Source organism: Streptomyces sp. NPDC057438, from assembly GCF_042802995.1.
Taxonomy (GTDB): Bacteria; Actinomycetota; Actinomycetes; order Streptomycetales; family Streptomycetaceae; genus Streptomyces.
The window spans coordinates 57,315-70,344 of the sequence record NZ_JBHVDD010000018.1 but is presented as its reverse complement, the minus strand read 5'-3'; the positions used below and the strand labels follow the sequence as shown (position 1 = coordinate 70,344).

13 protein-coding genes and 1 pseudogene are annotated in these 13,030 nt (G+C 72.5%); 3 read left to right on the top strand and 11 right to left on the bottom strand.

Annotated elements, in window-relative coordinates:
- Positions 1 to 15: 15 nt before the first annotated feature.
- A complete protein-coding gene (locus ACFU5F_RS13350) occupies positions 16 to 921 on the bottom strand; it encodes a type VII secretion protein (protein ID WP_383886229.1) in 906 nt (301 codons plus the stop codon).
- A gap of 177 nt (positions 922 to 1,098) precedes the next feature.
- Here ACFU5F_RS13350 and ACFU5F_RS13345 point away from each other — a divergent pair, with 177 nt between their 5' ends.
- Positions 1,099 to 1,440, top strand: coding sequence for a hypothetical protein (locus ACFU5F_RS13345; RefSeq protein ID WP_383886227.1), 342 nt, complete (start codon positions 1,099 to 1,101; stop codon positions 1,438 to 1,440).
- Positions 1,441 to 1,993: 553 nt separating this feature from the next.
- Here the strand turns inward: ACFU5F_RS13345 and eccD are convergent.
- From eccD to ACFU5F_RS13300, 9 genes are all read right to left on the bottom strand, one after another.
- On the bottom strand, positions 1,994 to 3,382 hold the full coding sequence (gene eccD, locus ACFU5F_RS13340; protein WP_383886224.1) for a type VII secretion integral membrane protein EccD: 1,389 nt from the start codon (positions 3,380 to 3,382) through the stop codon (positions 1,994 to 1,996).
- A gap of 16 nt (positions 3,383 to 3,398) precedes the next feature.
- Positions 3,399 to 3,704 carry a hypothetical protein gene (locus ACFU5F_RS13335; RefSeq protein ID WP_383886222.1) on the bottom strand — a complete coding sequence of 102 codons (306 nt, stop codon included), beginning with the start codon at positions 3,702 to 3,704 and terminating at the stop codon, positions 3,399 to 3,401.
- Between the two features lie 77 nt (positions 3,705 to 3,781).
- On the bottom strand, positions 3,782 to 4,093 hold the full coding sequence (locus tag ACFU5F_RS13330) for a pore-forming ESAT-6 family protein (protein ID WP_005486398.1): 312 nt from the start codon (positions 4,091 to 4,093) through the stop codon (positions 3,782 to 3,784).
- A 33-nt stretch (positions 4,094 to 4,126) separates the two neighbouring features.
- Positions 4,127 to 4,459: a hypothetical protein gene (locus tag ACFU5F_RS13325; protein ID WP_013003453.1), complete on the bottom strand. Its 333-nt coding sequence runs from the start codon at positions 4,457 to 4,459 to the stop codon at positions 4,127 to 4,129.
- A gap of 385 nt (positions 4,460 to 4,844) precedes the next feature.
- Entirely contained in the window at positions 4,845 to 5,234 is a 390-nt protein-coding gene (gene rbsD, locus ACFU5F_RS13320) for a D-ribose pyranase (RefSeq protein WP_383886218.1), read from the bottom strand.
- The gene (locus ACFU5F_RS13315) at positions 5,231 to 6,136 is read right to left on the bottom strand and encodes a ribokinase (RefSeq protein WP_383886215.1); all 906 of its coding nucleotides are present in this window, start codon (positions 6,134 to 6,136) and stop codon (positions 5,231 to 5,233) included. The genes rbsD and ACFU5F_RS13315 overlap by 4 nt, the downstream gene beginning before the upstream one ends.
- Before the next feature lie 152 nt (positions 6,137 to 6,288).
- Positions 6,289 to 8,250 (bottom strand): substrate-binding domain-containing protein, encoded by a 1,962-nt coding sequence (locus tag ACFU5F_RS13310; RefSeq protein WP_383886212.1) that lies wholly within the window; start codon positions 8,248 to 8,250, stop codon positions 6,289 to 6,291.
- Complete coding sequence (locus tag ACFU5F_RS13305) at positions 8,240 to 9,769, bottom strand: sugar ABC transporter ATP-binding protein (RefSeq protein ID WP_383886209.1); 1,530 nt, start codon at positions 9,767 to 9,769, stop codon at positions 8,240 to 8,242. The genes ACFU5F_RS13310 and ACFU5F_RS13305 overlap by 11 nt, the downstream gene beginning before the upstream one ends.
- Positions 9,766 to 10,800, bottom strand: a complete 1,035-nt coding sequence (locus ACFU5F_RS13300) for a LacI family DNA-binding transcriptional regulator (RefSeq protein WP_383886207.1) — start codon at positions 10,798 to 10,800, stop codon at positions 9,766 to 9,768. The genes ACFU5F_RS13305 and ACFU5F_RS13300 overlap by 4 nt, the downstream gene beginning before the upstream one ends.
- A gap of 204 nt (positions 10,801 to 11,004) precedes the next feature.
- Between ACFU5F_RS13300 and ACFU5F_RS13295 the strand changes: the two genes are divergently transcribed.
- Positions 11,005 to 11,568 (top strand): dihydrofolate reductase family protein, encoded by a 564-nt coding sequence (locus ACFU5F_RS13295; protein WP_383886205.1) that lies wholly within the window; start codon positions 11,005 to 11,007, stop codon positions 11,566 to 11,568.
- Between the two features lie 23 nt (positions 11,569 to 11,591).
- Here ACFU5F_RS13295 and ACFU5F_RS13290 read toward each other — a convergent pair.
- Positions 11,592 to 12,009, bottom strand: a pseudogene (locus tag ACFU5F_RS13290) (ATP-binding protein).
- Between the two features lie 180 nt (positions 12,010 to 12,189).
- On the opposite strand from ACFU5F_RS13290, the gene ACFU5F_RS13285 reads away from it, so the two are divergent.
- Positions 12,190 to 13,026, top strand: coding sequence for a helix-turn-helix domain-containing protein (locus ACFU5F_RS13285; RefSeq protein WP_383886202.1), 837 nt, complete (start codon positions 12,190 to 12,192; stop codon positions 13,024 to 13,026).
- Positions 13,027 to 13,030 lie beyond the last annotated feature (4 nt).

Here is a 13,030-nt window from a genome sequence, read left to right as displayed (position 1 = left end):
CATGCCGGTGGTCGCTCATCGCATCCGCACCGCCCGCGTCATCGCCTCCGCCGCCAGCGTGATCGCCGCCGCGCGGGTCTCCCGGCCGAGCAGCGTGGTCCGGATGGGGCCGCCCTGGGCGAGATGGCGGTCGTAGGGGACGGGGACGACATGGACGCCGGACTCCTTGAGGTGGGCGACGGCCGTGTCGCGGTCGAGGGTGACGTCCGGGGAGGTGGCGGTCAGCGCGACGACGGTGGAGCCGAGCGCCGAGTGCGGCAGTCGGCCGAGCCAGTCCAGGACCTGACGGGTGCCGTTGACGCCTTCGGCGGTCATCGGCGCGACGACCACGCGCGCGTGGGCCGTGTCCATCGCCGTCCGGGCCACCTCGCCCGGCAGGGTCTCGCAGTCCACCACCGTCACCGCGAAGTAGCGGCGCAGGGCGAGGGTCACGGTGCGGTACGTCCGGATGTCCAGCGGGGCCCCGACCCGGCCCTGGCTGCCCGGCAGCAGCCAGCCGCCGTCGGACACCGGCACCAGGTACCCGGTGACATCGGTGAGCTGCATCGCCGGGTTGAGGATCCGCGCCAGATCGGCCGCGGCCCAGCGCACCGAGTCGGCGCCCATCCGCACCGGCAGCGTGCCGAGGGCGGCGTCCGCCTCCATCGTGAGCACGGGGTCGTGCCGGTAGTGGTTGAACGTCCGCCCCAGCAGCGCGGCCGTCGTCGACTTCCCGACCCCGCCGCGGATCGACGTCACGGCGATCACCCGCCCCGTCGTCACCGGCTGCTGCAGCTCCCGCGCGATCCGCGTCTCCTCGGCCACGTCCTGCGCGGCGGAGGAGGCGAGCTTGCGGATCGACCGCCCCGTACGCCGCACCACGGAGTCCCCGTGCTGCGGTCGCCCGAGCGCGTGCGCGAGCCGGGGATCGATCGTGGGCACGGAGTCCGGGGCACGCAGGGGCGTCTGCGGCGCCCGGCCCCCACGCCCCGCCGGCACACCGGACGACCCCCCGGCCCCCGGGACCGCGCCCCCACCGGGCACCTCCGGCGGCTGGCCGGCAGAGCCCCGCGCCACGGCCCCGGGCACCCGGCCCGACGGCTGCGCGGCGGATGCCTGGTGAACCGGTGGTTGTGCGGCGGGGGACTGCTGCTCCGGCTGCTGTGCGGTGGGCGGGGCTTGTACGGGCGGCTGCGCGAAGGGGGTTGCCTGTACGGGTGGCCAGGCGTCGTGCTGCGGCTGGGCGGCGGGTGCTTGCTGGACCGGCGGTTGTGCGGCGGGGGAGTGTCGAACCGGCGGCTGCGCGATGGGCTCGGGCTGTACCGGCTGCTGCACGAAGGGCATGCCCTCCCCCGGCGACCGTGCGCCGAGCTCCGGCTGTACCGGCGGCTGCGCGGCGGGCAACGCCTGCCCCAGCGGTTGCCCGCCGGGCGCCACCACGCCTCCGGGCACGCCCGCTGACCCGGGCGCACCAGCCGACCCAGGCCCATCCGCCGGGCCAGGCCCCGGCGCCTCTCCGGCCGCCGGGCCGTGTCCCGGTATCGGCCGCGTGGACCTCTGGCCCGCCGCGAAGCCCGGCTCCGCAGCCGCGCCGGGCGCCACCACGCCTCCGGACACGCCCGCTGACCCGGGCACGCCCGCTGATCCGGACAGGTCCGCTGACCCGGGCACGCCCGCTGACCCGGGCACGCCCGCTGATCCGGACAGGTCCGCTGACCCGGGCACGCCCGCTGACCCGGGCACGCCCGCTGACCCGGACAGGTCCGTCGCCCCGGACAGGTCCGTCGCCCCAGGCACACCAGCCGGCCCAAGCCCCTCCTTCGCCCCAGGCCCCTCCGCCGGCTCGGGCGGTACCGATCGCACCAGCCTCAGCGTCGGCTCGGCCCGCCGGGCGGGAGCCGTCGGCGGGCCGGGGGCGGTGTCGTCGCCCCCGGGGGCCGGTTCCTGCCCGCCCAGCTCGCGCAGCACATCCCGCTGCCAGTCCCCTGCCTGCGTCATGTGCGGCCCCCAGCTCCTAAGCGAACGTGTCGAGCAGTCGTCCGTACACGCCGAACACTCCGATGAGCAGCGGGAACAGAGTGATGACGCCGATGGATTCGAGGGTGTCGCCGAAGCGCCGGAGCCGTACGCGTACATGCTCGGCGGGCTGCACGGCGAGCACCAGCAGCGGAAGGGCGGCCAGCACGACGAGGACGGCGAGCGGACCGGCCGCCCCGCCGGAGTGGTCGAGCCACGCCGAGACCAGCCGCACGGCGAGCACGGCCGCCGCGCCGAGCAGCACCACGACCTCGGCGACCAGCGGGAACGCCCGCGCGCGCAGCGCGAGGACGACCATGGTCACCACGGCGAGCAGCACCGTCCACTTGGTGGGCGCCCGCAGCGCGAACACCCCGGCCACGGTCGCGGAGACGGCCATCGTGACCGTCGCCAGCGCCAGCCCCCGGTGGGTGGCCGTGAGCGCCGCCGACACCTGGAAGCGGCTCACGGAGGTGCCGCCGGAGCGCCGGTCGTCCAGGCCGGAGAGGCCCGAGGCCATCAGCGCCAGCCGGGGCAGCAGCCCGAGCACGACCACGGAGACCACCGCGAGAACGGCGCCCACCTCGGCCTGCTCCGCCGCCGACGGCGACACCGCTCCCGACACGGCCGCGGCGACCCCCAGCCAGCAGACCGAGACCCCGCCGAGCGCCCCCGCCCCGACCAGCCCGCCCCGCCCGAGGGGGGTGAACAGCCCGAGCAGGGCCAGTGTGCCGACCCCGGCCGTCGCCAGGGCCGCGAGCCGCGCCGTTCCGGACCAGTCCTGGGCCTCCGCCGACGTCCACGCGCCGAGCAGCCCCAGCGCGCCCGCCGTCGCGATCAGGGTCGTCGCCAGGCCCCGCTTCCCGGCCCGCCCCAGCAGCGCGCCCGCGAGCGCGGCCACCAGAGCGACGCCCAGCAGCGCGGCGGCGACCACTCCGGGCTCGTACGCGGTCCGTGCGAACTCCCCGGCGGCCACGGCCCAGCCGACCGTGGCGAACCCGGCGGTCATCCGGCGCGTGGCCGGCCGCCAGCGCCCGCCGCGGGCGTCGAGATCGTCGGCCGCCTCGTCCGTCACGTCGTGCACGACGGGCGCCGACGGCGCGTCCTCGGCCCGGACGAGCCGCAGGACGGACCCGTCCGCGATCCCGGCCGACTCCAGCGTGCTGTCGTGGGCCAGCGCGGAACCGTCCGCGGTGACCAGATGCCGCAACTCGGGCTGTGCGCCGACCCGGTCGTCCAGCAGCCGCATGATCTCCGGCAGCAGCAGCCCGACCTGTTCGCGGGAGGGCAGCACGAGATCCACCCGCCGCCGCTCACCGACCAGTGTGACCCGGCTGAGCGCCGTCCGCGCCCCGTCCGTGGCCTGCCCCAACGTCCCCGTAGACATCACGCGATCGAACCTATCACCGGGTAGAAGTGCTGGTCGGGGCGGTGGAGACCGCTGTGGAAACAGTGGGGGAGGGGGTGCCTGACGGCTGCACCGAACCCCCGTACGGGCTCTTGCCGATGATGCGGTTCGACACGAAGGACCACCCCACACACCCCGCGCACAGCACCGCCGCGATGACGATCCCGGCGAAGATCTTCCCGATCCGTTCGTCCACCGAGCGCCGCTGCCGTTGCGCCCCGAACAGCAGGGCGTCCCGCAGCCGCCGGCGCCGCACCGACACCGACTCCAGCAACTGGCTGTCGTAATCCTGCGCTGCCACGGCTACGGAACCCCGTTCACTTCTCTGTCAGTCGATCCGCCCGTCGGCCGATCCGCTCGGCCGGCCGATCCGCCCGGTCAGCCGATCTGGTCGACCGCCGCGCGGGCCTTCGCCAGCGTGGACTGAGCGGTGCCGTCGTTCTGTTCGAGCGTGGTGCGCACCAGGCGGATGATCTCGCGGACCTCGCCCGCGGCCTTCTTCCAGCGCTCTTCCTTGCCGTGGTAGTCGTCCGAGACCCCGTCGGCCTGGAACTCGGTCATCGCGGCCTTGACGGCGGCGTCACGGTCGCCGAGGACCCGCTCCAGCTGCCCCACGATCGTGCCGAGCGCGGTCTGCACCTCGCCGGAGGCGCCGGTGTCGTACGAACGGCGGTCCTGGTTCTGAGCCATGAGTACTTCCCCCTCGTTCCTGCTCGCTGCTGCTTATCGGGCGCCGAAACGGGCCGCGTCGAAGTTGGCCAGGCCCATGTTCTGGTTGGCGTTGTCCTGGGACTCCACGTCACCGGTGCCGAAGGCGTTGTCCATGCCCGACTGACCGCCCAGGATCGCGGCGAGCGAGCCGTTCAGATCGGCGGTGATCTCGTCCGCGCGGTTCTTGAACGAGTCGAACGCCAGCTTGCCCGCGCCGTTGAACTTGCCCTCCAGCGGTTCCGCCGCGCTGATCAGCAGCTGGATCAGTGTGCCGAGGTCGTCGCTCGATCCGAGCGTGCTCTTGCCGAGGTCCGCCAGGGTCGTCGACCCCATGTCGAACTTCACGTCGTGTCCACCCCCGTGTGTCCGGTTCACCTGCGTCCCGAACATGCTCTCCCACAACCCGTTGCACCCGCAACGCGCTTGCCGGTGAAGTGACATCATCGGGACATAATTCGAACAGTCTTGTGCCGCCGCCTCAGCAGCCGTACCACCGCCCCGCGTTGGCATACCAAAGAATTTCCGAACCCGGTGCAACCCTTCCGGCACTCCGTGTGTCGTAAGTGGCATCAGGACGTTCCGGTGGGGGATCCGGGGGGATCGCGGAAGTCCTGACGGGGGAGGGGAAAGCCGAGGGGCCCGGTCCACTGGACCGGGCCCCTCGAAACGTTCGCGCAGAACGCTCGCGGAAGCGCCCCGATCAGAAACGACGCTCCCGGAAGCGACGCCCTCAGAAGAACACCCCGCACCGCAGCAGCACGTTCGCGTACGGCCGTGCCTCGCCGGTCCGCACGATCAGCCGCGCACCCGCCGACAACTCCTTCAGCTTCTCGTGGGAGACCAGTTCCAGGTCGGGGAAGCGGTCCTCCAGCAGGGCCGTCGCCGCCGGGTTGGCGTCCCGCACCTCGCGGGCGGCGGTCGCGCCCTCGACCACGAGTTCGTCGAGCAGCCCGTCCAGCACCTCCGCGAAGGACGGCACCCCGGCCCGGAACGCCAGGTCGACCAGCCTCGGCCCGTCCGGCACCGGCATCCCCGCGTCGCAGACCAGCACCCCGTGCCCGTGCCCCAACTCGGCTACCGCGCCTGCCAGCTGACGGTTGAGTATCCCGGCCCGCTTCACAGCGCCGCGACCTCCTCCGCGGTCGGGAACGACACCTGCGCCCCCGCCCGGGTGACGGCCACAGCCCCCACCCGGGCCGCGTACGCGGCGGCCTCGGCCGGTTCCGCGCCCGCCCCCAGCCGCCACGCCAGCGCCGCCGTGAACGCGTCCCCGGCCCCCGTGGTGTCCACGGCGTCCACCCGCACGGCCGCCACCCGCACACTGCCCTCGGCCGTCGCGACCAACGCCCCCTCCGCGCCCAGCGTGACGACCACCGACCGCGGCCCGAGCGCCAGCAGCGCCCGCGCCCAGTCCTCCGGCGCGGGCGAACCCGCCGGCTCACCGCCGACGATGACCCGCGCCTCGTGCTCGTTGACGATCAGCGGATCACAGGCGGCCAGCACCTCGGCGGGCAACTCCCGCGGCGGCGACGGGTTCAGCACGAAACGCGTCCCCTCCGGCAGCCGCCGTACGACCTCCACCACCGTCTCCAACGGGATCTCCAGCTGCGCCGAGACCACCCGCGAGGCCCGCAGCAGCGCGTCCGCCGCCCGCACGTCCCCGGGGGTCAGCCTCCCGTTGGCGCCCGGCGACACCACGATGCTGTTGTCGCCCGACGGGTCCACCGTGATCAGCGCGACCCCGGTCGGCGCCCCGCCGACCAGCACCCCCGCCGTGTCGACCCCGGCCGCGCGCTGCGAGTCCAGCAGCAGCCGCCCGTGGCCGTCGTCGCCGACCCGCGCCAGCAGCGCCGTACGGGCCCCGAGCCGGGCCGCCGCGACGGCCTGGTTGGCGCCCTTGCCGCCGGGATGCACGGCCAGGTCGGAGCCGAGCACGGTCTCCCCGGCCCCCGGCCGCCGCTCGACGCCGATCACCAGGTCGGCGTTGGCCGATCCCACGACCAGGAGGTCGTAGTCGTACATGATCCATCTCCCTGTGCAGGTGGACTGGAGCCGCCGGCGGCCGGTCGCGCCGACGGGCGGAACGATCGGGGCCCCGGCAGAACCGAAGGACCCGGAAACGCCGAGGCGGCCGGACGGGTCGCGTGTGCTTCCCGTCCGGCCACCGCATCGTGTCAGCCGCCGAACCCGGCCACGTTCTCCGACGTGACCACCTTCACCGGCACCATCACCGACTTCGCGACCTTCTCGCCCTCGGCGGCCTTCACCGCGTTGCGCACGGCGATCCTGCCGAGTTCGGCCGGCTGCTGCGCGACCGACGCGTACAGCGTGCCCGCCTTGACGGCCTTCAGCCCGTCGGCCGTACCGTCGAAGCCGATGACCTGCACGGACTTCCCGGCCTTGGAGCCGAGCGCCTTGATCGCGCCGAGCGCCATCTCGTCGTTCTCCGCGAAGACGCCGTCGACGCCGGGGTTGGCCTGGAGCATGTTCGTCATCACGTCGAGGCCCTTGGTGCGGTCCCAGTCGGCGGGCTGCCGGGCGAGGACCTTGATGCCCGGGTAGTCCTTCAGGCCCTCGGCGAAGCCGGCGCCGCGCTCCCGGCTGGCGGAGGTGCCCGCCTGGCCCTGGAGGATGACGATCTCGCCCTTGCCGCCCAGCTTCTCCGCGAGCGCCTTCGCGGCCAGCTTCCCGCCGCTGACGTTGTCGGAGGCGACGAGTGCGGCGGTGCTCGCGCCGTTCACCGCGCGGTCGACGGCCACCAGCGGGATGTCCGCCTTGTTGACGGCCTTCGCCGCCGGAGTCACCGCGTCGGAGTCCACCGGGTTGACGATGATCGTGCCGAGGCCCTCACTGGTGAAGTTCTGCAGCTGGTTGGCCTGTTGCGAGGCGTCGTTCTGCGCGTCGGTGACGGACAGGTCCACGCCCAGCTTCTTCGCCTCGTCCTGGGCACCCGCCCGGATCTGCACGAAGAAGGGGTTGTTGAGCGTGGACAGCGACAGCCCGATCTTCTCGCTCTTCGCCGCCGACGACCCGCCGTGCAGGAAGGAGGTCGCGCCCACGATCGCCGCCGCGACCACCGCGGCCAGCACATAGGTCACCGCCTGCTTCCTGCGGTCCCCGGAGCCACCGGCACCGGCCGCCACCGGGGTCGCCCCCGCCTTCCGCCGCACGGTGTCGAGCAGCACCGCCAGCGCGATGACGACACCGATGACGACCTGCTGCCAGAACGCGGACACGGACAGGAGGTTGAGGCCGTTCCTGAGCACCGCCAGGATCAGCGCGCCGATCAGCGTCCCCGACGCCTTGCCCGTGCCGCCGGCCAGCGAGGCGCCGCCGATGACGACCGCCGCGATCGCGTCCAGCTCGTAGCCCTGCGCGGCCTGCGGCTGCGCGGAGGACAGGCGGGAGGCGAGCACGATGCCCGCGGCGCCGGCGAACAGCCCGGACAGGGCGTAGATGACGAGCTTCTGCCGCTTCACCCGCAGGCCGGAGAGGCGGGCCGCCTCCTCGTTGCCGCCGATCGCGTACATGGCCCGCCCGATGTACGTACGCCCGAGGATCACGGCCGTGACGACCCCGAGGACCAGCATCACGAGGACCGGCACCGGCAGCCAGCCGCCCAGATTGTCCCCGAGGTGCGACACCGACTCCGGGAACGCGATCGGGCTGCCCTGCGAGATCACCAGCGACAGACCGCGCCCCACCGACAGCATGGCGAGCGTCGCGATGAAGGGCGGCAGCTTCCCGTACGAGATCAGGAAGCCGTTGACGAGACCGCACGCGATGCCGGTGACGACGGCGAGGAGCACGGCTATCGGGACCGGTACGCCCTCCGACGTGGCGCTCCACGCCAGGACGGTGGCCGACAGGGCGGCCACCGAACCGACCGACAGGTCGATGCCCGCCGAGACGATCACGAAGGTCACACCGAAGGCGAGGATCGCGGTGACGGCGGCCTGGACGCCGATGTTGAGCAGGTTGTCGGCCGTCAGGAAGTCGCCGGAGAGCACCGACATGGCGACGACGAGGACGATGAGCGCGGTCAGCGCGCCGTTGTCGAGCAGGAGCCGGCGAAGCCCCGATGCTCCCGAGGCGCCACGCGCGCCCGTCGTGCTCTTGAGCGTGTCAGCGGCCATCGGGGGCCTCCGTTTCCGTCGCAGGAATGGTGGGGTGGGACACGGCGAGCGCCATCACCGCGTCCTGGGTGGCCTCGGCGGCGGCGAGTTCGCCCGCGATCCGCCCCTGGGCCATGACCAGCACCCGGTCGCTCATACCGAGCACCTCGGGCAGGTCACTGGAGATCATCAGTACGGCGGCACCGGCGGCCGTCAGCTCGTTGACCAGTTCGTAGATCTCGACCTTCGCGCCGACGTCGATGCCGCGCGTCGGCTCGTCGAGGATCAGCACCCTGGTGTCCGCGAGCAGCCACTTGCCGATGACGACCTTCTGCTGGTTGCCGCCGGAGAGCGTGCGCACGTGCTGGTGCAGCCCGGCCATCCGCACCCCGAGCCGCTCGGCGACCCGGGCCGCGTCCGCCCGCTGCCCCTTGAGGTCGACGAACCCGCCCCGGGTCGCGCCCCGCAGGGTCACCAGCCCCAGGTTCTCCTCCACGGACGCGTCGAGCAGCAGTCCCTGGCCCTTGCGGTCCTCGGGCACGAGCCCGATCCCGGCGGCCAGGGCGGCGCCCACGTCGTCCTTGGGCACGGCGGAACCGCCGACCTTCACGGCCCCCTTGTCGTACGCGTCGGCGCCGAACACGGCCCGCACGACCTCCGTACGGCCGGCGCCCACGAGCCCCGCGATGCCGACGACCTCACCGGCCCGCACCTCGAAGCTCACGTCGTGGAAGACACCGTCCCGGGTCAGCCCCTCGACGACGAGCAGCGCCTCGCCCGAGTCGCCCCGCTCCCGCGGGTACTGCTGCTCGATGGACCGCCCGACCATGAGCCGTACGAGCTCGTCCTGCGGGGTGGTGGCGGGCACCTGCCCGACACTCCTCCCGTCCCGGATGACGGTCACCCGGTCGCCCAGAGCGGCGATCTCCTCCAGGTGATGGGTGATGAAGACGATGCCGACGCCGTCCTCGCGCAGCCGGCGCACGATCGAGAACAGCTTCTCGACCTCCTCCGTCGTCAGCACGGCGGTCGGCTCGTCCATGATCAGTACCTGCGCGTCGAGGCTCAGCGCCTTGGCGATCTCGACCATCTGCAGCCGCGCGATACCGAGTTCACGCACTCGCGCGCGGGGCGACACCCGTACGCCGACCCGCTCCAGCAGCGCGGCGGCGTCGGCCTCCATCCGCTTGCGGTCGATCATCCCGAAGCGGCGCGGCTGCCGCCCGAGGAAGATGTTCTCGGCGACCGTCAGGTCCGGTACGAGGTTGAACTCCTGGTAGATGGTGGCGATCCCGAGGCGCTCGGCGTCCTGGGCGCCATGGATGCGCACCTCCTCACCGCCGGCCAGGATCCGTCCCGCGTCGGGTGTGTAGGCGCCGGAGAGCATCTTGATGAGCGTGCTCTTGCCCGCGCCGTTCTCCCCGAGCAGGACGTGCACCTCGCCCCGGCGCAGATCGAAGTCGACGCCGTCCAGCGCGACCACTCCGGGAAAGGACTTCCGTATGCCTTCGATGCGCAGCAACTCGTCCGGGTCGCTCACGACGTGCTCCTGTTCGTTGCGGGGGACTGCTCCGGCCGGGGGGATTCGCCGCACGAGAGGCGTACGACGAGTCGGGCGGGCAGGGTGACGGACTGCGGGGGCCGCCCCTCGATGCGGTCGACCAGGGCGCGTACGGCGGCCCGGCCCAGCTCGCCCGTGGGCTGGGCGACCGCCGTGATCGGCGGATCGGTGTGCACGAACCACGGGATGTCGTCGAAGGCGGCCAGCCCGATGTCCTGCGGAACCCGCAGTCCACGCGCGCGTACGGCGTCGAGCGCGCCCAGCGCCATCAGGTTGTCGGTGGCGAAGACGACCTCGGGCGGCTCGAGCAGGTCGAGGAACCCCTCGGTCACCCGCCGCCCGCTCTCGGCCTGGAAGTCGCCCTGCCCTATGTAGGCGTCCGGCAACGGCAGCCCGTGCTCGGCGAGGGCCTCCCGGAACGCCTCGACACGCTCCCGGCCGGTGGTGGTGGCCGCCGGACCGGCGATGATCGCGAGCCGCCGTCGCCCGAGCCCGTACAGATGCGCGACGAGGCCCCGCACGGCAGCCCGCCCGTCGGAGCGCACCACCGGCACGTCCACACCCGGGATCCACCGGTCCACGAACACCATCGGCGTCCCCGCCCGCACGGCATCCAGCATCAGCGGCGAGCCGCCGTCGGTCGGCGACACGAGCAGCCCGTCGATCCGCCGGTCCAGCAGGGTCCTTACGTGGTGGTCCTGCAGCTCGGGCCGTTCGTCGGCGTTCCCGATGATCACGCTGTACCCGAGCGCCCGCGCTTCCTCCTCGACGGACCGCGCCAGTTCGGTGAAGTACGGGTTCATGACATCGCTGATGACCAGCCCGAGGGTGTGGGTCTGATCGGTGCGCAGGGAGCGGGCGACGGCGTTGGGGCGGTAGCCCAGCGCGGCCACGGCGGCCATCACCCGCGCCCGCGCGTCCTCACTGACCGACGGATGGTCGTTCAGAACCCGCGAGACCGTGGCGACGGACACCCCCGCCTCGGCCGCGACGTCCTTGATACTCGCCATCGCCGCTCCACCTCCTCGTGGAATCGATTACACGAGGAGGATTGGAATCGATTACACGGCGTGGAACAAGGGGTCGGCGATGGCTGAAATCCAATCGTGACCGAGGCTTGCGAGGTGACCGGCCGGGAGAATCCCGCGAGCCGCGATGAGTCCGGCCGCGTCCGGCGGTCATAGTGACGAACCCGTCACCGAGGAGGACTCCTGATGCGCAGCGTGACCTATTCGATGAGCATCTCGCTCGACGGCTACATCGTCGGGCCGGACGGCGGCTTCGACTGGTCGGCCCCCGACCCGGAGGTCTTCCGCTTCTGGATCGACCAGATCCGCGGGGTCGACGTCCACCTGCTGGGCCGACGGCTGTACGAGACGATGCTGTACTGGGAGACGGCCGAGCAGGACGCGACGCTCGACGACGCGGAGCGCGAGTGGACGGCGCTCTGGAACCCGCTCCCCAAGGTGGTGTTCTCCACCACGCTCTCGGAGGTGCGGGGCAACGCCCGGCTGGCCTCCGGTGGCCTGGCGGAGGAGATCGAACGCCTGCGGGCCGAGCCGGGAGAGGGCGAGATCGCGATCGGCGGCGCGACGCTCGCCGCGCAGGCGGCCGAGGCGGACCTGATCGACGAGTACCAGGTCATGGTCTACCCGGTGCTGGTCGGCGGCGGCATCCCGTTCTTCTCCCGGGACGAGCGCCGGGTCGACCTCGAACTCGTGGACACCCGCACCTTCGGCTCACGCTTCGTCCACCTGCGGTACCGGGTGACGCGGTAGTCGGCCCCGGGCGGCCCCCGGTCTTACGCCGCCGCCAGCTCGCACCACACGTACTTCCCCCGCTCGCCGAACCTGGCCGACGGCATCCACCCCCAGTACGGCGTGCAGGCCACGACGAGCCCGAGCCCGAGCCCACGCCCGTCCTCCCGCTCGCCCGCCCCGTCCAACGGCCCGGGCGGCGGGGGCGGTTCGGGATCGGCGTCCCACGCCCCGATCCACACCATCCCCGCCGCCGACCGCCGACCGCCGCACCCGCAACGCGGCGGGCCCGTTGGTGTGCCGGACGGCGTTGGAGATCAGCTCGGTCGCGAGCAGCTCGGCGACGTCCACGAGCCCGATGAGCCCGTGCACGGTGAGGATCAGCCGCAGGGTGCGGCGGCACACGGGGACGGCTCTGGGGTCGTTGGGGATCTGGAGGGTGTAGTCCCAGGTTTCGGGCATGGGGCATCAACTCCGGAGGATGAGGGGGGATTTCGGGCACGGTGGCATTGCCGACGCCGTCATCGGGTGACGGGGCGGTGCGCTTCCGTAGCGTGTTCGTCGCGTCACTGACGGTATGGGTAACGTGTAACCCGAAGCAAGCCGGTCCCGGGATCCGGCCCCGAAAGAGGAGAGCTGTGCATGGTCCAGCGGAGCGAACCGACGGCTCGGCAGGTGCGCCTGGGCACCGAACTGCGCAGGCTCCGTGAGGCCGCCGGCCTGACAACCGTGCAGTCGGCGGCGCTTCTTGGGGTGAACAGGGTGCAGATCAGCCACATCGAGCTGGGGCTCATCGGGGTGAGCGAAGAGCGGCTGCGCCGACTTGCGTCGCATTACGCCTGCACCGACACGTGGTTCATCGACGCCCTGGTGGCCATGGCCGCGGACAGGTCGCGTGGCTGGTGGGAGGAGTACCGGGGGCTGTTGCCCACGCCGTTCCTGGATCTCGCCGAGTTGGAACACCACGCCGAGTCCTTGCGGGAAGTGGCGATCCTGTATGTCCCGGGCCTGCTCCAGACGGAGGACTATGCCCGAGCGGTCTTCTCGTCCAGGGTTCCTGAACTCACGGGCGCCGAGCTTGAATTGCGTGTCCGCCACCGGATGGCGCGCCAGCGGCGCGTGGTCCCGTACGAGTTGGTGATCCATGAGGCGGCCTTGCGCATCAGGGTCGGTGATCGCGCCGCTTCCCGAGCTCAACTCGCCAAGCTTCTCGACCACTCCGAAGCGCACCACATCACGGTGCGCGTCGTCCCCTTCGACCTGGACGGCTTCGCCCGAGCTGCCAGCACCATGACGTACGCAGGTGGCTCGGTGCCCAGGCTGGACACGGTGGTGCGAGACGTGCCCACCGGCTCGGCGTTCATCGACTCCGAAGCCCAGCTCAACGCCTTCCGAACGCGCTTCCGTAAGGTGGAAGCCGTGTCGCTCAACCCCGAACAGTCGCGCGACTTCATCGACCGGCTGGCGAAAGAGCTGTGAGGCG

Bases quoted from the DNA above. Each gene is read 5' to 3' on its own strand.
- ACFU5F_RS13330 (WP_005486398.1), bottom strand. From the start codon at position 4,093: ATGGCTCAGAACCAGGACCGCCGTTCGTACGACACCGGCGCCTCCGGC.
- ACFU5F_RS13295 (WP_383886205.1), top strand. From the start codon at position 11,005: ATGCGCAGCGTGACCTATTCGATGAGCATCTCGCTCGACGGCTACATC.
- ACFU5F_RS13315 (WP_383886215.1), bottom strand. From the start codon at position 6,136: ATGTACGACTACGACCTCCTGGTCGTGGGATCGGCCAACGCCGACCTG.
- eccD (WP_383886224.1), bottom strand. From the start codon at position 3,382: ATGTCTACGGGGACGTTGGGGCAGGCCACGGACGGGGCGCGGACGGCG.
- ACFU5F_RS13285 (WP_383886202.1), top strand. From the start codon at position 12,190: ATGGTCCAGCGGAGCGAACCGACGGCTCGGCAGGTGCGCCTGGGCACC.
- ACFU5F_RS13300 (WP_383886207.1), bottom strand. From the start codon at position 10,800: ATGGCGAGTATCAAGGACGTCGCGGCCGAGGCGGGGGTGTCCGTCGCC.
- ACFU5F_RS13310 (WP_383886212.1), bottom strand. From the start codon at position 8,250: ATGGCCGCTGACACGCTCAAGAGCACGACGGGCGCGCGTGGCGCCTCG.